Here is a 19,275-nt window from a genome sequence, read left to right on the forward strand (position 1 = left end):
TGCGTCCCCCTTCCCGAATCGCGCAGCGGTTCGAGAGAAGGGGGAAGGCGCGCAGCGCCACAGGGGGTAGAATGCTAGGTGACGGGCCTCCTCGCATGGTGAAGCGGCCAACCGGGTCAGGTGGGGAACCAAGCAGCCCTAACCGTGGAGTCAGTGCCGGGGGTAAGGCTCGTCAACTTCCTGTTTTTTCCTTTCGCGTCGCGTTTCGGCTGAAACGTTGCATGGCGCGAATCCCCTCTCCCTCCTTCTTCATTCCTTCTCCACCTGCACCGCGCTGTGCCGGTGGATGTCTTCTTTCCCCTCTCGCTGCCCTCCGCATTGATCGCACTTGGCGCGGCTTGAACACGCCCCTTGGCGGCGCGGTTGCGCCCGTGCTGTCGTGTCGGCGCTATCCGACGGCGGGATGCGGCGGCGGAGCAGTCTGCGCCGGCGTGGGGTTGGGCACACTTTGCGGCATCCGTTTCAACTCCTGGTTTTTTTGCTCCGCAGGTGTTTCCATGCCAGCCCTTTCAGCAGCGCCCATTGCCGTGTTGTTGTTCCCTGCCAAGCCTGCCCGCGCGCCCCGCTGCCTCGGCGCGCTTTCGATGTCGCTGGCGCTCACGCTGGGTGCCGCCGGTGCGGGATATGCGGCCGACGGCACATTTGGCAGCGATGCGCTCGCGGCCTGGCAGAAGGAGTGGCAGGAGGAATGGACCACAGAGCGGCAGAGCCTGGGGTCGGCTTTCGAGCTGACCACGGCCGTACGGCCGCAGCTGGGCGACCTGCCCGGATCAGGCGGAATGGGGCGAAGCCTTGCCGCCGGCAGCAACGCCTCCAACGCCACACAACATCTCGACCTGACCCGCTGGCTGACGCCGCAGAGCCCCCAACGTTTTGGCGTCACCCTGGGGTTGAGCGGGCCGGCCCCTCCCTCTGCACCACCGAGCCCCACCACCGGCAGCACATCGGGCAGCCAGCCGCCGCCCATGCAGCTGGACCTGGGGGTGCGCTGGCGTTCGCAACTGCAACCGGGGCGGCACCTTGATGTCTCAGCCTGGGCGCAAACGCCCGACACCATGGGCTTGATCTGGCAAACCCAGCCGCCCACCTACGGTACGCGCGTGGAAGTGCAATGGGCGTCTTCGCGCACGCGCGGGCTGGTGCCCGAATTCGGCGCCATCGGCGTGCAGTTGCAGGGCAGCTCCCGCCTGGTACTGAGGGCGCGCAAGGGCGGCCCCATGCTGTACTACCGCGCGAAATTTTGACCCCCTCCTGAGCGGCTGCGCGGTTTCGCGTTGAGGGGACGGCACCCTCGCTGCGGGGCCGCCTTTGCTCGGTGTCTGCTGATAGGGTCGCGCCCGTTTTGAAGTCTGGCAGTGGGTTGTGGTTGTCTACTACACCGGCTGCGGCTGCGATGGCTGTGATGGCCTAATCCACTCCAGCGCGCCAGCGCCCGCCATGCGGCCAGTGGCCATGCACGCCGTGAGCAGGTAGCCGCCGGTGGGGGCCTCCCAGTCCAGCATTTCGCCTGCACAGAACACGCCGGGCAGGGCGCGGGCCATGAGGTGTTCGTTGAGCGCCTCGAAGGTGACGCCACCCGCCGTGCTGATGGCTTCGTCGATGGGCCGGGCCGCCACCACTGTGATGGGCAGGGCCTTGATGGCATGCGCCAGGGCGACGGGGTCGTTCATGCCGTCCTTGCCCAGGTGCTCGTACAGCACGCCGGCCTTGATGCCGTCGAGCCCCAGGCGGCTCTTGAGGTGGCTGGACAGCGAGCGCGAACCGCGCGGGTGGCGCACCTCCACCAGCACCCGTTCGGGCGTGTGGTCGGGCAGCAGATCAAGCTGAAAGGTGGCGTGGCCATGGGCCTCGATCTCGTCGCGCAACAGATGCGACGCGGCGTAGACCAGGCTGCCTTCCACCCCCGTGGCGGTGGCGACAAACTCGCCCCGGCGCTGAAAGCTGCGGCCCTGGCTGTCGGTGAAGCCCAGCGCCACGGTCTTGAAGGGCTGGCCCACAAAACGCTCGGTGAAATGGGGCGTCCAGCCCACGGCGGGGCTGGGTGTGCGGCCGATCAGTTCCTGCAGGAAGGCGCGGCGCGTTTCGCCGGTCGGCGCGTCGGCGCGCAACACATCGAAGCCGCAGTTGGCCGGCCGCAGCGGCGCCACCGCCACGCCGCGCTCGGCGAGGTGGGGCACCCACGCGCCATCCGACCCCAGGCGCGCCCAGCTGGCGCCCCCCAACGCCAGCACCACCGCGCGGGCATTCACGCGCACCTCACCGGTCGGCGCTGAAAACACCAGCGCCCCGCCGTCCGCCCAGCCCTGCCAGCGGTGCCGCATGTGGAACTGCACACCCTGCGCGCGCAACCGCTGCAGCCAAGCGCGCAGCAGCGGTGCGGCCTTCATGTCGGCCGGAAACACCCGGCCTGAAGTGCCCACAAAAGTCTGCACGCCCAGCCCCTGCGCCCATTCGCACACCTGCGGCCCGCCAAAGGCCTGCAGCAGCGGCTCGATCTGCGGCTGGCGCTGCGCAAAGCGGCTGGCAAATGCCGCGTGCGCTTCGGAGTGCGTGAGGTTGAGCCCGCCCTTGCCTGCCAGCAAAAACTTGCGGCCCACCGAGGGCATGGCGTCGAACACGTGCGCGGCGGCGCCGCCCTGCGCCAGCACCTCGGCCGCCATCAGGCCCGCCGGGCCACCGCCCACCACGACGGCGTCGCAGCGCAGTTCGGTAGCTGCATTGCGGTCGGCGTCGGCAGAGGGAGAAAGGGGTGCATTCATGAAAAAACCTTTGGCTCGAAATCTATGGCAGGGAGTCTTTGGCAGGGAAGGCGGGCCCACATCAGGAAGTGGCCATGATCAAAAGAGCGACCCTTGCTGGGGGCCATCCGCGCGTTCCGCACCATTGCGGCCCACCGGGGGCTCAGCCTGCGCTGCGGGGGCGAGAGTATGCCCCAGGCCAACCCCCGGCGCCGGCCCCGCACCGGCAACGGCTGGCGGCTGCGCCGCGTCGTCCGGCACCCGCACACAGCGCCCGTCGCCCGTGAGAAAAGCGGCGCGCACCACTTCGCCCGGAAGCTGCTGGCGCACGGCGGCGCGGTAACGCTGCAGCTGGGCGATCAGCGCGGGCTGGCGCTCGGGCTGCGCGGCGCTTTTGTAGTCCAGCACCCACCAGCCCGCGTGCTCGGGGGGGTGGTGGCGGTGCACCAGCCGGTCGATGCGCAGGCTCTGGCCCTGGTGGCGCAGCGGGGCCTCGTTGATGGCGGTGTCCACCACCGCCGCATCCCAGGCCCACGCGCCCTCGCCCGCCAAAATGCGCTGGGCGGTCTGCGCGGCGCTGTGTGCGGCCTCCACGGTGATGTCGAAGTCGAGCGCCAGCCGTGCCACGCGGGCGGCGGGCCAGCCCTCAGCGCGCAGGCTGGCCAGCGCAGCACCGGCCACGCCGGCCTGCTCCAGCAGCTGGTGCATGGCCTCGCCCCAGCGCGAGACAGGGGTGGACGCGGATGGCCCAAGCACGTCGACACCCACCTCCGCATCGTCCTTCTGCCGCTGCGGCGCGCGCAGCGCCTGCGGCAGCGGGGGCAGCTCGGCCAGCGTGAACGTATCCACGGGTGTGCCGCCCACCGTGTCTGCGCCAGTCCAGGCAGTAACGTTGCCAGGATCGGCAGCAGGATCCACATCGGCCAGCAGCGGGGCCAGCCGGTTCCACCAGCTGCCGGGGGCCGACACACTGGGCGCCACCGACGACAGCGCCAGGCAGTGCTTGGCCCGGGTCATGGCCACATAGAGCATGTTCAGCTCTTCGCGCTGGCGCGCCTGCTGCTCGGCCGCCAGCGCGGCTTCGGCGCTGGGCGGCGGGCTGGATTCGCTGGCCAGAAAGACAAAGCCCGCAGGCTCGGCCCGCTCGCCGGGCCAGTCCACCAGCACGCCCATGGTGTCGGCCTTCTGCGGGCGGGTGTCGGTGTCGAGCAGCAGCACGCAGCGCGCCTCCAGCCCCTTGGCGCCGTGCACCGTCAGCAGCCGCACGGCCTGCGCATCCACGCGGCCGGGGGCGCGCACGCCGCCTTTCTTCATCGCGCGCACAAAGGCATAGGGCGTGAGGTAGCGGCCGCCGTCGTGCTGCAGCGCGGCCGACAGCAGCGCGCGCAGGTTGGCCAGCACCGGCATGCGCTGTGCGGCCGGGGCGGCGGCCGCAAACCGGGCCAGCACGTCACCGTGCTGGTAAATGGCGTGCAGCGCATCGTGCGGCGGCAGCGCGTCCACCCAGGCCTTGTATTGAGCCAAATCAGCCCTCAGCGCTTTACCATCAAGCGCTGGCAGCTCACATTTTTGAAGCAGATCAAACCAGCTGCGCCCGGCATGCTCGGGCTGGCGGCGCAGCGCGGCCAGCGCCACCAGCGTGTCGTCGCCCACGCCAAACAGCGGCGACTTGAGCGCGCGCGCCAAGGACAGGTCATGCCCGGTCGAGACCAGCGCATCCAGCAGCGCCACCATGTCCTGCACCTCCGGCGCGTCGAAGAGGTCGGCCTTTTCGGGCTGCACGCAGGGCAGGTGCAGGGCGCGCAGGGCGTCCTGCATGCTGGCGAGCCGGTCGCGCTTGCGGGCCAGGACCAGCACTTCGTTGGGCGGTGTACCCGCTGCGATCTGCGCAGCCACCCAGGCGGCGGCCTGCGCGCACTCGCGCATGCGCTGGGTTTCCTCGGCTTCGTGGCGCGGCTCGGTCAGGCTGTCGCGCCAGGCAAAGGGGTCGGCGGCGGCGCCGCTGCCCTTGCCGTCCGGCGGCAGGATGGCGGGCAGGCGCAGCAGCTGGCCCGGGTCTTTCGATTCGGTGGTGTGGTCGCGGAATCCGCTGGTCTCGTGCTGCGCCTGGGCTGCGCCCATGACGCGGTTCACGGCGGCGATCACGCCAGAGGCGTTGCGGCGCGTGTGGTCGCAGCTGAGCAGGTCGCCGCCCAGGCCGTCGCGCACAAAGGCCTGCGCGGCAATGAACACCTGCGGCTCGGCCCGCCGAAATCGGTAGATGCTCTGCTTGGGGTCGCCCACGATGAACACGCTGGGCGCGTTCTGCCCGCTGGCGCCGCCGCCAGCGCCCGCATAGCCCGCCAGCCAGGCGTGCAGCGCCTGCCACTGCAGCGGGTTGGTGTCCTGGAACTCATCCACCAGCAGGTGGCGGATGCGGGCATCGAGCCGCTCCTGCACCCAGCCCGCCAGCACCGGGTCGGCCAGCATGACGAGCGCGGTGCGTTCCACATCGTTCATGTCCACCCAGCCGTGCTGCTGCTTGACCGCCGCGAACTGCGCCAGCAGGCAGCGCGCGAGCCGCGCCATGCGCTGCTGGTGTTGCCAGGCCTCGTGCTGGCGCCGTGCCATGAGCAGGCGTTGCAGTTCGGGCTCGGCCTCCTGCGCGGGGGCAAACTTTTCGAGGTTCTTGGTGAGGCGGTCTTCCTTGGCCACGAACATCGCGCGGCGCAGCCCGTCCAGGGCCTCGTTGGCGTCAGCGCATGCCAGCGCGTCGATGATGGCGTCGGCGGCCTTCTGCGGGGTCTGTTTGGCTTCGGTGCCCAACGCCCGGGCACGGGCCAGCCAGCGCTGGCGGCTCGCCTCGCCTTGCAGCGCCTCGGCAGGCCCGGCAAAAGCTGCCAGTTCGGGGTACGCCAGCTGGAACGGCGGCACCGACGCATCGACCACACCGGCCGCATCGGCCAGGTCGAATTCCACCCGCTTGGCCAGCGCTGCGGCCAGGGCCTTGTGCGTTTGCGAGCGGCCGTGGCGTGCCACCACGGCCTCATAGTCGGCACGCAGGCTTGGGCTGTCGGCCACCGCCTGCAAAAAGGGCCCCCACACCTCGCGCACGGCCTCGGCGTCGTCTTCAAGCAGCTCGAAGCGGGCGGGCAGGCCCCGGTCTTGCAGCAGCGCCACGGGCGCGGTGCCCAGCAGGGCCGCAAACCAGCTGTGAAAGGTGCGGATCTGCACGGGGCGCCCGCTGGCCAGCATCTGGCGGTATAAATTTTGTAGCGCCTCGCGCTTATCCAGAGCGCGCTCAGGGCTGATTCCTCTTGAAACCAGCTCACGCGCCAGGTCCGCCAGCGGCGCATGGGCGAACGCTTCGAGCCACTCCTGCAGACGCTGGCGCATCTCGCCCGCCGCCTTCTTGGTGAAGGTGATGGCCAGGATCTCGTGCGGTGCGCTGCCGTCCAGCAAGGCGCGCAGCATGCGCGACACCAGCATCCAGGTCTTGCCGGCACCGGCGCAGGCCTCCACGGCCACGCTGCGCGCGGGGTCGCAGGCGATGGCGTAGAAAGCCTCGCGCGAGACGGGCTGGCCGTTGTGTTCGTAGGCGGCGTTCATGGGATGCATCCCCTCGAACGGCGGTGAGGGGTCGGCGGCTGGAACCGGCGCGGCCCGGGCGCGGGGACACCGAGCAAGGGCCGCCCCGCAGCGAGGGTGTCGTCCCCCCTCCCGGCGCAGCCCAGAGAGGGGGTGAAGGCGCGCAGCGCCACAGGGGGGTGCCCTCTTCTATTCATTCCAGAAGTCTTTCCGGCACAGGCCGCGGGCTGCGCAGTAGTCGCACACGGCGCCCTCGCCCAGCGCGGGCATGGGGGTCCCGGCGGCAATGCGTTCAAAGTCGTGCCGGATGCCATCCACCAGCAGGTCGCGCAGGTGCACCACCTCGTCCTGCTCGTGCATCTGTGTTTCGCCGCGCTCACCCACGTTCACATAGGCGGCACGCAGGGTGTCGTGGCTCAGCAGCGCGGCATAGAACGCGAGTTGCGTGTCCTCGGCGCCTGCGCCGATGCGCTTGCGGGTGGCGGCGTCGTTTTCGGTCTTGTAGTCGATGACCAGGGTGGCGGGCTCGCCGGTGGTCGACACGCTGTCGATGCGGTCGATGGTGCCCACCAGCTGCAGCGTGCCCAGCGGCTGCGCGGTCTTCACCTCGGCCTGGCGAAAGAGCCCACCCGCGCTTTCGTGCTGTGCCAGCCAGCGCAAATAGCCGTCGCGCACCTGGGGCCAGCCTGCGGCAAACGGCAGGAATTCGCCCTCTCCCAGGCGCTGCGCCTGGGTGACGGCCTGCGCGGCACTGTCCATGCGCGCCACGCGCGCGGCCGCGTCGTCGGTGGGCGCGTCCCGCAGCGACTCGTGGAACTGCTGCAGCACGGCGTGCAGCCAGTTGCCAAAGTCGCGCTTGTCCACTTCGGCCGCCAGTTCGTCGGACTCCTGCAGACCCAGCTGCCGCAGCGCAAAGAACCGGTAGGGGCAGTGCCGCAGGTCGGAATACGCGGTGGAGGACAGCCGCTGCACCGGCAGCGCCTGACCGCTGGGCGTGGGGCGCGCGGTGGGCTGCGCGGCCACGGTGCGCGGGCTGCGGCCGTCGGCGCCCGGTGCGGCCGTGCCGTCCAGGTGCAGGGCCAGCACCAGCGGGCTGGCCAGCAGGGGCTCGCCCCCCTCGTCGCCCGTGCGCCACAGCACATCCACCACGGGCGTGCGCAGCGCCTGCTGCCAGGCGGCGCGCTGTGCGGCCTCCAGGGTGTCGCGCGTGGGCAAGCCGAAGGCCTGGCGCTGCTGCGCGGTCCATTCGCCCGGCGGCTCGGGGGCAGCCTGCAGGCGCTTTTCATCGCAGCCGGGCAGCACCAGCGCGGCAAAGGGGCGCGCCAGCAACTGGGGCATGGGCAGCACGGTCACCGGCACCTCGCCGGGCTGCAGCGGCACAAAGCGCGCGGCTTCGAGCACCTCGTTGGCCCATCGGGTGAACTCGGCCAGCGCCATGCGGCGGCCCGCTCCGCTCCAGCCCGCGGGTTCCGCCTCTTGCCCGGGCTGCAGCCGCAGCGCGGCCAGCACGCGCTGGCCTGCGGCGTCGGCCTCCAGCAGCGCCCACTGCCCGCTGGCCGCCAGCAGTTCGCGCAGCGCGCCCAGCCATTGCACCAGGGTGCGCGGGGCAGACAGCGGCTTGCGCCAGGCATCGACCTGTTCCACGCAGGCGGCGAGCGCGGCCTGGCCCTCGCCATGGCCCGGGGCGCCTGCCGCGCCTGGCGCGTTGGCCCACGCGGCCACGGCGGCCCGGCGCAGGGCGCGCTCCAGGGTGTTGACGGTGGCCGCAGGCAGCACGGGAGCGTGCTTGAGCCAGTCCAGCACCTCGTCGGCCGAGGCATTCCACGCGCAGGCCTTGAGCGCCGCCATCAGCTGGGCCGCAGCGCGGGTGGTGGACAGGGTCCAGCCGTTCTCGTCGCGCACGGACACGCCGCTGCTGGCCAGGTGGGCGCTGATGCGGCGCGTGAGGGCGCGGTCGTTGGCAGCCAGCGCCACCGGGGTGCGGCCTGCGGCAATATGGGCCAGCACGCAGGCGGCTGCGCGCTGGGCTTCGTCTTCGGCATCGTGGGCGGCATGCAGGGCGACGGCGCCGGTGACCACGGCGCCGTGCGCTGCGGGGGCACCCTCTGGCGCCAGCGCCAGGGCCACCGCCTTGTCACCCCAGTGGGCCTGCAGCGCGCGGGCCAGGGGGTCTTCTTGAAACCCCTGCAACACCACCAGCGCGTCCACCGCCTGGAGCACACCCGGCTCGAACAGCACATCGGTGGCGTGCCGCGAAGCCAGCGCCCATTCCAGTGCGATGCGGGCCACCGCGGCCTCCAGCCGCAGCGCCGACCCCTCGTCCGGCTCTGCAAGCAGGCCGCGCGCGCGGACGGCCCAGGCCGCCCGCTCGGCCGGGGGCACGGCCGCCACGGCCGCCGCCAGCTGGGCCGCGCCCTCCTGCAGCGGTGCGGCCAGCACATCGCGCTGCGCTGCAAGCCCCGCCTGGTCCAGCAAGGTGCGGGCGGTCAGCGCATCGCACGCCACGTCGCCCGCCAGATCGCTGCCCAGGGGCACAAACGCTGACAACTGGCGAGCCCAGTTGCGCGTGGTTTCAAACCGGGGTGAGAAACCGTCGGGGCAGTATGCGGCCCAATAGCGCTGCGCAAGCGGCATGAGCTGGGCATAGGGCACCAGCACCACCGTGCGCGCCGGATGGGCGCCCCGGGCCTGCATGTGCGCCTGCACACGGGCCAGCACTGCAGTCCACAAGGCATCGCACTGATCGCTTCTCGCTATGACAGTCATAGCGTCGCAAGGCCCGGCCATAACGGTGAACGTGGAATGGGTTTCTGTCACAATCGCCAGACTTTAAACGTATACCGCTTGCAACCCGCCCCAGATACAAGGAATCCGCCATGGCCAGCGAACTCATCAAACACGTCTCCGACGCCAGCTTTGAAGCCGACGTTCTGCAACCCGGCACGCCCGTGCTGGTGGACTACTGGGCCGAATGGTGTGGCCCCTGCAAGATGATTGCCCCCATCCTCGACGAAGTCGCAGGCACCTACCAGGGCAAACTGCAGATCGCCAAGATGAACGTGGACGAAAACCGCGAGATCCCCGCCAAGTTCGGCATCCGCGGCATCCCCACGCTGATGCTCTTCAAGGACGGCCAACTGGCCGCCACCAAGGTGGGCGCCATGAGCAAGGCCCAGCTCACCGCTTTCATCGACCAGCAACTGGCCTGATTTCGCAAGCCCCGCAGCAGCAACGCCCGCTGCGGGGTGCTTCAGGGATGGCCTGCCAGCGGCACGCGCCGCGGCCTGGCACAAACGGACCGCAACCAGCACCCGAGCCCCTGAAGCCCCGGATTTTTTCCTGTCATAATTCCCCCAGATCACCGGCCTGCACGCATTGGCAGCCGGTCCCTGATCCCCGGCGGGCCGGGCCTGCAAACAGCAGCCCTTCCGGCACCCGCCCCCACCCCCCAAGATTCTTACCAGCTCCGCCCAGGAGTCACTCCATGCACTTAAACGAACTCAAGGCACTGCACGTGTCTGAAGTCCTGAAGCAAGCCGAAGAACTCGAAATCGAAAACACCGGCCGCATGCGCAAACAGGAGCTGATGTTTGCGATCATCAAGAAGCGCGCCAAAGCCGGCGAGCAGGTGTTTGCGGATGGCGTGCTGGAAATCCTGCCGGACGGGTTCGGTTTTCTGCGCAGCCCCGACACCAGCTTCACGGCCAGCACCGACGACATCTACATCAGCCCCAGCCAGGTGCGCCGCTTCAACCTGCACACGGGCGACATGATCGAAGGCGAGGTGCGCACGCCCAAGGACGGCGAGCGCTACTTTGCCCTCACCAAGCTGGACTCGGTGAACGGCGGCCCGCCGGAGCAGAACAAGCACAAGGTGATGTTCGAAAACCTGACACCGCTGTTCCCGAAGGAACAGATGCGCCTGGAGCGCGACATCAAGGGCGACGAGAACATCACCGGCCGCATCATCGACATCATTGCCCCCATCGGCCGAGGCCAGCGCGCGCTGATCGTGGCGCCCCCCAAGAGCGGCAAGACGGTGATGATGCAGCACATCGCTCACGCCATCACGGCCAACAACCCCGATGTGCACCTGATGGTGCTGCTGGTGGACGAGCGCCCCGAAGAAGTGACCGAAATGCAGCGCACGGTCAAGGGCGACATCATTGCATCGACCTTTGACGAGCCCGCCGCCCGCCACGTGCATGTGGCCGAGATGGTGATCGAGCGCGCCAAGCGCTTGGTCGAACTCAAGAAGGACGTGGTGATCCTGCTCGACTCCATCACCCGCCTGGCCCGCGCCTACAACAACGTCGTGCCTTCCAGCGGCAAGGTGCTGTCGGGCGGTGTGGATGCTGCCGCGCTGCAGCGCCCCAAGCGCTTCTTCGGCGCGGCGCGCAAGGTCGAAGAAGGCGGCTCGCTCACCATCATCGCCACGGCGCTGGTGGACACCGGCAGCCGCATGGACGAAGTGATCTTTGAAGAATTCAAGGGCACGGGCAACTGCGAAATCCACCTGAACCGCCGCCTGTACGAAAAGCGCGTGTTCCCCGCCATCGAACTCAACAAGAGCGGCACGCGCCGCGAAGAGCTGCTGCTGGCACCCGAGATCCTGCAGAAGACCCGCATCCTGCGCCAGTTCATGTACAACATGGACGAGATCGAGTCGATGGAACTCATGATCAAGAACATGAAGGCCACCAAAACGAATGTGGATTTCTTCGACATGATGAGGCGCGGGGGCTGATTTTCAGTCTGTGCAATAATCGAGGGCTTTTTCTTGCGGAAAGTACATCGGACTGGCCGGTGCGGCTCCCGCAGTTGACCTAAAGGAAGATCATGAAAGAAGGCATTCACCCCAACTACCGCGAAGTTCTGTTCGTGGACCTGTCCAACGGTTTCAAGTTCGTGACCCGTTCGTGCGTGAACACGAAGGAAATGGAAACCTTCGAAGGCAAGGAATACCCGCTGTTCAAGCTGGACACCTCTTCTGAATCGCACCCCTTCTACACCGGCACGCAAAAGTCCGTGGACAACATGGGTGGCCGCGTGGAGCGCTTCCGCAACCGTTTCGGCAAGACCGCAGCGAAGTAATTCGACACCTGCGTTTTCGCACAAGGGCAGCCCGGGCAACCGTGCTGCCTTTTTGTTTGCTTTTGCCCTTATTCTTGGCGGCTTCGCCCCGCGCTGCCCCCGCCCCTGACGTGTGACCCCTCCCACCCCCGCCATCGTGACCCAGAATGCGGTGAGCCCGCTTCCGCGCTGGGCGCTGCTGCTGCTCTGTATTGCCTATGTGGTGCCTGGTTTCGTGGGCCGGGACCCGTGGAAGAGCGCGGACGTCACGGCCTTTGGCTACATGCTGGAGCTTGCGCAGGGCCGCACTTCCTGGGCCAGCCCGCTGCTGGGCGGCATGGCACCGGAAACCGAAGGGCTGCTGCCCTACTGGATGGGCGCCTGGGCCATGCAGATCGCCCCTCAGTGGCTGCCTGCCGAAATGGCCGTGCGGCTGCCGTTTGCCGCGCTGCTGGTGCTGACGCTGATGGCGACCTGGTACGGCGTGTACTACCTGGCGCGCAGTCCGGGCGCGCAACCCGTGGCCTTTGCCTTTGGCGGCGAGGCCAATGCACCCGACTACGCGCGCGCCATCGCCGATGGCGGCCTGCTCGCCCTGATCGCCTGCCTGGGCCTGGCCCAGCTTTCGCACGAAGTCACCAGCTACGTGGTGCAGCTCAGCTGCACGGCCCTGGTGTTCTTCGCGGTGGCCGCCATGCCCTACCGCACGGTGGCGCCGGCATGTGCGCTGGTGGCCGGCACGGTGGGGCTGACGCTGGCGGGGGCGCCGGCCCTGGCCGTGATGCTGGGGGCGCTCAGCGCCGCTGTGGTGGTATTTGCGCCGGGCAGCGGTGCCGACCGGCGCCTGCGGTGGGCGGTGGTGATTGCCGGGGTGGTGGTGGCGGCAGCGCTGCTGGCCCTGGCGCTGGACCTGTGGCGCTGGCGGATCGTGGGCACCGCCGCAGGCGGCAAGGAATGGCAGAGCCTGGCCCGCCTGCTGCTGTGGTTTGGCTGGCCTGCGTGGCCCATGGCGTTGTGGACGCTGTGGCGCTGGCGCAAACAGGTGTTCAACCTTCCGGGGCACCGGCATCTGCTGCTGCCGCTGGGCTTTCTGGCGCTGTCCATCGCCGCCACCGTGGCCACGGCACCCGCCGACCGTGCACTGCTGCTGGGCCTGCCGGCGATGGCCGCGCTGGCCGCGTTTGCACTGCCCACCCTGGGGCGCAGCGTGGGCGCGCTGATCGACTGGTTCACGCTGCTGTTCTTCACTGTGTCGGCGCTGGCCATCTGGGTGATCTGGATCGCCATGCAGACCGGCCTTCCTGCCAAGCCCGCCGCCAATGTCGCCAAACTGGCACCGGGCTTTGAGCCGCAGTTCTCTGCGCTTGCGCTGGCGGTGGCGCTGGCGGCCACGGTGGGCTGGGCGGTGCTGGTGTGGTGGCGCGCTTCGCGCGACCGCGCCCCGATCTGGAAGAGCCTGGTGCTGCCCGCGGGCGGCGCCACCCTGGGCTGGCTGCTGCTGATGACGCTGTGGCTGCCGCTGCTGGACTTTGCGCGCAGCTATGCGCCGCAGGTGCGCAGCGTGATGGCCGTGGTGGGGCCGGCACCCGGCTGTGTGCAGACGCTGGGCCTGAGCCGGGCGCAGGTCGCGGCCCTGCAGTACCACGGCGGGCTGGAACTCACGCGCGCCGGTCTGCAGGACGAATGCGACTGGCTGGTAGCCGACATCGCGTCCTGGCCCGCGTCGGAGCGCAAGGTCAACGCCGCCCTGTGGGAGCTGCAGGCCACGCTCCCCCGCCCCACGGACAAGAACGACCAGCTCCTGGTGCTGCGCCGCGTCGGATCCGCGCCCTGATGTCGGAGCGGTCCGTCATCGTTCGCCACGCCCTCACGGTGCTGGCGGGCCAGCTGGCGGTCATGGCCTTTGGCGTGACCGACACCATCGTGGCGGGGCGCCACAGCGCAGCGTCGCTGGCCGCACTGTCCGTCGGATCCGCGATCTTCATCAGCGTCTACGTGGCACTCATCGGCGGCCTGCAGGCGTTGCTGCCCGTGTGGGCCGAACAGCGCGGTGCGCAGCAGACCGACGCCGTGGGGCGTTCGATGCGCCAGGCTCTGTATCTCTGCGCTGCGGCATCGGCCGTGGGCATGGCGGTGCTGCTGGCGCCGGGCCCTCTGCTGCGCCTGACGGAGGTTCCACCCGGCCTGCGCGGCGAGGTGGAGAGCTATCTGGCCGTGCTGGCACTGGCCCTGCCGCCCGCGCTGCTGTTTCGCATCTACAGCACGCTCAACCAGGCACTGGGACGGCCCAAGCTGGTGACGGTGTTGCAGGTGGGGGCGCTGTTCGTCAAGCTGCCCCTGTCGGTGTGGTTCACCTTCGGGGGCGCCGGCCTGCCGGCGCAGGGGGTGGTGGGCTGCGCCTGGGCCACGCTGGTGGTCAACTGCAGCATGCTGGCCGTGGCGCTGTGGTTGCTGCGCACGCAGGATCTGTACAGGCCGTTCGGCATCTGGCAGCGCCTGGAGCCGCCCCACTGGCCCACGCTGGCAAACTTTGCGCGGCTGGGCATCCCCGCAGGCCTGGCGGTGATGGTGGAGGTCACATCCTTCACGCTGATGGCGCTGTTCATCGCCCGGCAAGGCACCACGGCGTCCGCCGCGCACCAGATCGCCGCCAACGTGGCCGCGGTGCTGTACATGGTGCCCCTGTCGCTGGCCATCGCCACCAGCGCCCGCACCAGTTACTGGCTGGGCGCGCAGGACAATGGCCGCGCGCAGCATGCCGTTTCAATAGGTTTTAGGCTCTCAGCGCTTACTGGTATTGCGCTGGCAGCTATGCTATTTATAGCAAAAGACCATGTAGGCGCCATCTATTCCGGCAACGCCGCAGTGGTGGCCATGGCCGGGCCGGTGCTCGCCTGGGTGGCGGCTTACCATGTGGCGGACGCGCTGCAGACCGTGTGCGTGTTCGTGCTGCGCTGCTACCACATCACCGTGGCGCCGCTGATGGCCTACTGCGGCCTGCTCTGGGGCGCTGGGCTGGGCGGCGGCTACTGGCTGGCCTACGGCGCGGGGCATCCCGGGGCCGTCATGGCGCAGTCGCCCACGCCCTTCTGGGCGGCCAGCAGCGTGGCACTGGCCGCAACGGCCGCCCTGTTCGTGGCCATGCTGTGGTGGGCCGTCAACCCCGCAGCGCGAACCCGCGCAGCCGGTTTGCCGGGAACGTGACCGAAAACACCGAGCCCTTGCCCACCGTGCTGCGGATATCCAGCGCCGCACCGTGGCGCTGCAGCACGTGCTTGACGATGGCCAGCCCCAGCCCGGTGCCGCCAGTTTCGCGCGAGCGGCTGCGGTCCACACGATAGAAGCGCTCCGTCAGGCGCGGGATGTGTTCGGGCGCAATGCCTGGACCGGTGTCCCGCACGGAGAACACCGCGCTGCCGTCCGCCAGCCGCAGCCATTCCACCGTGATGGAGCCGCCGGCCGGCGTATAGCGCACCGCGTTGCTGATCAGGTTGGACATCGCGCTCTGCAGCTCGGCAGACACGCCGGCGATGTCGCCTTCGGTGCGCAGCTGGTCTTCGGACGGAAACTGCAGCACATGCGGCGCCTGGTTCTGCGTGAGCAGGGCCGACAGCGCACGGCCTTCGTCCTCGCAACGAGTCAGCAGCGCCTGCACCGGTGTCCACTCGGCCATGCCGGGCAGCGGGCTGCCCTCCAGCCGCGACAAGGTCAGCAGGTCCTGAACGACGCTTTGCATGCGCAGTGCCTGCTGGGCCATCATGCCCAGGTAGCGCGATCGCTCGTCCGCCGCCAGGGGCAGCGTCTGCAGGGTTTCGACGAACCCTGTCAGCACCGTCAGGGGCGTGCGGATTTCGTGGGAGACGTTGGCCACGAAGTCGCGCCGCATGGCATCGGCCTGCTCCAGCGCCGTGACGTCGCGCGACAGCAGCAGCGTGCGGCCATCGCCGTAAGGGTGCAGGTGCACGGAAATGCGCACGGGCCGCGACGGCGTGCTGAACCGACCTTCCAGCACCACATCGCTGCCAAAGTCCTGCTCGGCCAGATAGGCCGTGAAGTCAGGGTCTCTCACCAGGTTGCCGATCGACTGCATCACGTCGCGCTGCGCATCGAAGCCGAACTGGTTGGCCGCCATCTGGTTGCACCACTCGATGCGGCACTGCGCGTCCAGCAGCACGACGCCATTGGGCGTGGCCTGCAGGGCAGCCAGAATTTCCTGCAACCGGTCCTGGCTTTCGCGGATCTGGGATTCCTGACGCCGCAGCAGGCGCCGCGCGCGGTCGGCGGCCTCGCCCCAGATGCCGCGCATCACCGGCACATCGGCCAGATCGCCGTTGCGCAGCCAGCGCAGCACCCGCACCCCGCGCAGCAGATCCCACACAAACCAGGCCCAGGCGGCCAACGCCGCCCCCAGGGCAGCTCCCCAGGGCCCCCCTTGCCACAAACCCAGACCACCCCCCGCAAATTGCCAAAGCAGGAAATACGTAATACGCCACAGCATGCGGTCAGCAAAGCCTTCCAAGAAACCCGGGGCGGCTCGCGCGCCCCATCCATACATTCAGGCCAGGAATGGGCACGCCAGACGACGCACCGGGCGCAGCGCGCGACCCACTGGTCTTGCGCGCGCCGCACGGTGCCTGCTGCCGCGCCCGCTCCTGATCGCCGTCAGGCCTGCAGTTGCACCTGCGGTTGTGCGGTCAGCCGGTAGCCAGCGCCGCGCACCGTCTCCACCATGACGGAAGCCGCCCCCAGCGCCTCGCGCAGACGCTTCACGTGCACATCCACGGTGCGCTCCTCGATGAACACGTGGTCGCCCCACACCTTGTCCAGAAGCTGCGAGCGGCTGTGCACCCGCTCCGCGTGCTTCATCAGAAAGTGCAGCAGCTTGAACTCGGTCGGGCCCACCTTGAGCGGCTGGCCCTGGAAAGACACCCGGTATGTCGCCGCGTCCAGCACCAGGTCGGCGATGGTGACGCTGTCGCTCACCTGCTCGGGCGCACGGCGGCGCAGCACGGCGCGGATGCGCGCGAGCAGCTCCTGCGTGGAGAACGGCTTGGTGATGTAGTCGTCCGCACCCGCGTCCAGCCCGGCGATCTTGTCGGGCTCGTCGCCACGCGCGGTGAGCATGAGGATGGGGATGGGCTTGGTGCGGCTGTCGGCGCGCCACTTGCGGGCGAGCGACAGGCCGCTTTGCCCGGGCAGCATCCAGTCGAGCAGGATGACGTCCGGCAGCACGGCGTCGAGTTCGCGCTGGGCGGAGTCGCCGTCTTCCGCCCAGAAGGGCTGGAAGCCGTTGTGCCGCAGGTTCACGGCAATCAGCTCGGCAATCGCCGGTTCATCCTCGACGATGAGGACGCGTGGGAGCTTTCTCATAGGTTTGCCAAAGCCCTTTCTGCTTACAGCACGGCCGACTCGATCTCGTCGAGGGCAGTGTGGCGCACATCCTTGCCCTTGACCAGATAGATGATCAGCTCGGCCACGTTCTTGGAATGGTCTCCGATGCGCTCGATCGCCTTGGCGAGGAACAGCAGGTCCAGGCTGGGCGAGATGGTGCGGGGGTCTTCCATCATGTAGGTGATGAGCTTGCGCACGAAGCCGTCGAACTCCTTGTCGATCAGGTCGTCCTCCTTGAGGATGGCCACGGCCGCCTTGACGTCCAGGCGCGCAAACGCGTCCAGCGTCTTGCGCAGCAGGCCCGAGGCCAGCTCGGCCGCCGTGCGCAGATCGCTCGAAGGCAGCGAGCGCGGCGCGCCGCTCTCGATGATGGAGCGCACCATGCGGGCCATCTTGTTCGCTTCGTCGCCCATGCGCTCCAGGTTGGCCGTGGCCTTGGAGAAAGCCAGCAGCAGGCGCAGGTCACGCGCCGTGGGCTGGCGGCGGGCAATGATGGAAGACAGTTCCTGGTCGATCTCGACCTCCATCGCGTTCACGCGGGTTTCGATGGAAGCCACCGTGTCCGCCGCCTCCAGGCTGAACTGGGACAGGGCGTAGACCGCCTGGCGGATCTGCGATTCCACGAGGCCGCCCATCTCCATGACGCGGGCGGAGACGCTGTTGAGTTCACTGTCGAACTGCGAGGAAAGATGTTTGTCTGGCATTTGGCGTACAACCTCACGGTTATGAATCAAATTTGGCCCCAGCGCTTATCCATAAAGCGCAAGCAGCTATCAACAATGTAGCAAAGCCTTAGCCGAAGCGGCCGGTGATGTAGTCCTCGGTTTCTTTGCGCTCGGGCTTGAAGAAGATCTGCTCGGTGGCGCCAAACTCGATCATCTCGCCCAGGTACATGTAGGCCGTGTAGTCGCTGCAGCGCGCGGCCTGCTGCATGTTGTGCGTCACGATCGCGATCGTGTAGTCGTGCTTGAGCTCATCGATCAGCTCTTCGATCTTGGCGGTGGACAGCGGGTCCAGCGCCGATGTGGGCTCGTCCAGCAGCAGCACCGAGGGCTTCACGGCCACGCTGCGCGCAATGCACAGACGCTGCTGCTGGCCGCCGGACAGCGACAGCCCGCTCTGGTGCAGCTTGTCCTTCACTTCGGTCCAGAGCGCCGCCTTGGACAGCGCCCATTCCACACGGTCGTCCATCTCGCTCTTGGAGAGCGTCTCATACAGCTTCACGCCAAAGGCAATGTTGTCGTAGATGGACATGGGAAACGGCGTGGGCTTCTGGAACACCATGCCGATGCGGGCGCGCAGCAGGTTGATGTCCTGCTTGGGGTCCAGGATGTCCTGGCCGTAGAAGTTGATGGAGCCTTCGGCGCGCTGGCCGGGGTACAGGCTGTACATGCGGTTGAGCGTGCGCAGCAGCGTGGACTTGCCGCAGCCCGAGGGGCCGATGAAGGCGGTGACCTTGTGCTCTGCGATGTTCAGACTCACATTGCGCAGGCCCTGGAACTTGCCGTAGAAGAAGCTCAGATTGCGCAGCTCCAGCGCGTTCTTGACGGCGGGTGCTGCGGCGGTGGCGGTGGCGTTCATTGTCAGATCCTGGGATTGGAGACGTTGTTCGTATCGGGAAGACGGGGGTGTGGATGCGTCAGCTGCGGCTCTTCTCGCGCAGGAACACACGGGCCACGATGTTGAGCACCAGCACCGACAGCGTGATCAGCAAGGCGCCACCCCAGGCCAGACGGACCCAGTTTTCATATGGGCTGAGCGCGAACTGGAAGATCACCACAGGCAGGTTGGCCATGGGGGCGTTCATGTTGGTGCTGAAGAACTGGTTGTTCAGCGCCGTGAACAGCAGTGGAGCGGTCTCGCCGCTGATGCGGGCCACCGCCAGCAGCAGGCCGGTCATCACGCCGCTGCGGGCGGCGCGCAGGGTGACCATGGTGGACACCTTCCAGCGCGGCGCGCCCAGCGCAAAAGCGGCTTCGCGCAGGCTGCCCGGCACCAGGCGCAGCATGTTCTCCGTGGTGCGCACGACCACGGGCACGGCGATGAGCGAGAGCGCCAGGCTGCCCGCCCAGCCGGAGAAATTACCCACTGTGGCCACCGCAATCGCATACACGAACAGACCCAGCACGATGGAGGGGGCCGACAGCATGATGTCGGTCACGAAACGGGTGAGCTCGGCAATCTTGCTTTGCTCGCTGTATTCGGCCAGGTAGACACCCGCCAGCACGCCGATGGGTGTGGAGACCAGCACCGTGAAGCCCACCATCATCAGGCTGCCGACGATGGCGTTGGCAAGCCCTCCCCCTTCCGAGCCCGGCGCCGGGGTGGACTGGGTGAACATGTTCCAGTCGAGCGCGGCAAAGCCATTGGCCAGCAGCACGCTCAGGATCCAGAGCAGCACGGCCAGGCCCAGCACCATCGCGCCCAGCGACAGCGTGAGGCCCACGGCGTTGGAGCGCTGCCGCTTTTTGTAGAGTTGTTGATTGAATTCCATGGTGGCTACGTC

At 68.4% G+C, this 19,275-nt stretch carries 14 protein-coding genes and 1 other RNA gene; 7 read left to right on the forward strand and 8 right to left on the reverse strand.

Features of this window, described 5'->3' with window-relative positions; genetic code table 11:
- Positions 1-80: 80 nt before the first annotated feature.
- Both ffs and ACOQFS_RS16265 read left to right on the forward strand, forming a co-directional pair.
- An RNA gene (ffs, locus tag ACOQFS_RS16260) (signal recognition particle sRNA small type) lies at positions 81-177 on the forward strand.
- A 320-nt stretch (positions 178-497) separates the two neighbouring features.
- On the forward strand, positions 498-1,244 hold the full coding sequence (locus ACOQFS_RS16265; RefSeq protein ID WP_421563869.1) for a hypothetical protein: 747 nt from the start codon (positions 498-500) through the stop codon (positions 1,242-1,244).
- A gap of 129 nt (positions 1,245-1,373) precedes the next feature.
- On the opposite strand, the gene ACOQFS_RS16270 is transcribed toward ACOQFS_RS16265, so the two are convergent.
- The 3 genes from ACOQFS_RS16270 to ACOQFS_RS16280 form a co-directional block, all read right to left on the reverse strand.
- Positions 1,374-2,759: a TIGR03862 family flavoprotein gene (locus ACOQFS_RS16270; RefSeq protein WP_421563870.1), complete on the reverse strand. Its 1,386-nt coding sequence runs from the start codon at positions 2,757-2,759 to the stop codon at positions 1,374-1,376.
- A 78-nt stretch (positions 2,760-2,837) separates the two neighbouring features.
- Positions 2,838-6,335 (reverse strand): UvrD-helicase domain-containing protein, encoded by a 3,498-nt coding sequence (locus tag ACOQFS_RS16275; protein ID WP_421563871.1) that lies wholly within the window; start codon positions 6,333-6,335, stop codon positions 2,838-2,840.
- Positions 6,336-6,494: 159 nt separating this feature from the next.
- Positions 6,495-9,071 carry a PD-(D/E)XK nuclease family protein gene (locus tag ACOQFS_RS16280; protein ID WP_421563872.1) on the reverse strand — a complete coding sequence of 859 codons (2,577 nt, stop codon included), beginning with the start codon at positions 9,069-9,071 and terminating at the stop codon, positions 6,495-6,497.
- Between the two features lie 110 nt (positions 9,072-9,181).
- Between ACOQFS_RS16280 and trxA the strand changes: the two genes are divergently transcribed.
- The 5 genes from trxA to ACOQFS_RS16305 all read left to right on the forward strand — a co-directional run bounded on the left by trxA (position 9,182) and on the right by ACOQFS_RS16305 (position 14,582).
- Complete coding sequence (trxA, locus tag ACOQFS_RS16285; protein WP_099656170.1) at positions 9,182-9,514, forward strand: thioredoxin TrxA; 333 nt, start codon at positions 9,182-9,184, stop codon at positions 9,512-9,514.
- 275 nt (positions 9,515-9,789) lie between these two features.
- The gene (gene rho, locus ACOQFS_RS16290) at positions 9,790-11,052 is read left to right on the forward strand and encodes a transcription termination factor Rho (protein ID WP_060987513.1); all 1,263 of its coding nucleotides are present in this window, start codon (positions 9,790-9,792) and stop codon (positions 11,050-11,052) included.
- Positions 11,053-11,144: 92 nt separating this feature from the next.
- Positions 11,145-11,399 carry a type B 50S ribosomal protein L31 gene (locus ACOQFS_RS16295; RefSeq protein WP_124510676.1) on the forward strand — a complete coding sequence of 85 codons (255 nt, stop codon included), beginning with the start codon at positions 11,145-11,147 and terminating at the stop codon, positions 11,397-11,399.
- A gap of 112 nt (positions 11,400-11,511) precedes the next feature.
- Complete coding sequence (locus ACOQFS_RS16300) at positions 11,512-13,212, forward strand: hypothetical protein (RefSeq protein WP_421563873.1); 1,701 nt, start codon at positions 11,512-11,514, stop codon at positions 13,210-13,212.
- Complete coding sequence (locus ACOQFS_RS16305; RefSeq protein ID WP_421563874.1) at positions 13,212-14,582, forward strand: MATE family efflux transporter; 1,371 nt, start codon at positions 13,212-13,214, stop codon at positions 14,580-14,582. Before ACOQFS_RS16300 ends, ACOQFS_RS16305 begins: the two co-directional genes overlap by 1 nt.
- On the opposite strand, the gene phoR is transcribed toward ACOQFS_RS16305, so the two are convergent.
- The 5 genes from phoR to pstA all read right to left on the reverse strand — a co-directional run bounded on the left by phoR (position 14,536) and on the right by pstA (position 19,263).
- Positions 14,536-15,876 (reverse strand): phosphate regulon sensor histidine kinase PhoR, encoded by a 1,341-nt coding sequence (gene phoR / locus ACOQFS_RS16310; protein ID WP_421563875.1) that lies wholly within the window; start codon positions 15,874-15,876, stop codon positions 14,536-14,538. The two genes, ACOQFS_RS16305 and phoR, sit on opposite strands and share 47 nt — an antisense overlap.
- Positions 15,877-16,040: 164 nt before the next feature.
- On the reverse strand, positions 16,041-16,748 hold the full coding sequence (gene phoB, locus ACOQFS_RS16315; RefSeq protein ID WP_409833730.1) for a phosphate regulon transcriptional regulator PhoB: 708 nt from the start codon (positions 16,746-16,748) through the stop codon (positions 16,041-16,043).
- A 23-nt stretch (positions 16,749-16,771) separates the two neighbouring features.
- The gene (gene phoU / locus ACOQFS_RS16320) at positions 16,772-17,473 is read right to left on the reverse strand and encodes a phosphate signaling complex protein PhoU (RefSeq protein WP_421563876.1); all 702 of its coding nucleotides are present in this window, start codon (positions 17,471-17,473) and stop codon (positions 16,772-16,774) included.
- An 88-nt stretch (positions 17,474-17,561) separates the two neighbouring features.
- On the reverse strand, positions 17,562-18,350 hold the full coding sequence (gene pstB, locus ACOQFS_RS16325) for a phosphate ABC transporter ATP-binding protein PstB (RefSeq protein ID WP_421563877.1): 789 nt from the start codon (positions 18,348-18,350) through the stop codon (positions 17,562-17,564).
- Positions 18,351-18,408: 58 nt separating this feature from the next.
- Entirely contained in the window at positions 18,409-19,263 is an 855-nt protein-coding gene (gene pstA, locus ACOQFS_RS16330) for a phosphate ABC transporter permease PstA (RefSeq protein ID WP_421563878.1), read from the reverse strand.
- Positions 19,264-19,275 lie beyond the last annotated feature (12 nt).

Source organism: Paracidovorax sp. MALMAid1276, assembly GCF_049198005.1.
Taxonomy (GTDB): domain Bacteria; phylum Pseudomonadota; class Gammaproteobacteria; order Burkholderiales; family Burkholderiaceae_C; genus Acidovorax.